General features: G+C 62.9%; 1 protein-coding gene. It reads right to left on the minus strand.

Going from position 1 to position 245, the window contains the following annotated elements; genetic code table 11:
* A partial coding sequence (locus tag L6D77_RS27200) for a hypothetical protein (protein WP_236170247.1) occupies window positions 1–245 on the minus strand: 245 nt, incomplete at both ends.

The raw sequence follows: 245 nt of genomic DNA on the forward strand, positions 1-245 counted from the left end.
TTGGAGAAGGGGTTGGCGTTGGCTGAGGCTGTGCTTGAAGGGTTGGAGCAAGGCTGAGCACAGGGGCAGCTTTTCGAGCTGCTCGACGGGAGAGTTGCAGCGCCTATGAAATCGAGCGCCGCCCGCGGCTGGCGCTTGCTACGCACAAACTGATAAGTCACCGCCAACAGCACAAACCAGATCGGCGTCACCACCAGCGCCTGGCGGGTGTCGTCACGCAGGCTCAGCAGCACCAGGATGCCGGC

Source organism: Pseudomonas parasichuanensis, assembly GCF_021601385.1.
Classification (GTDB): domain Bacteria; phylum Pseudomonadota; class Gammaproteobacteria; order Pseudomonadales; family Pseudomonadaceae; genus Aquipseudomonas; species Aquipseudomonas parasichuanensis.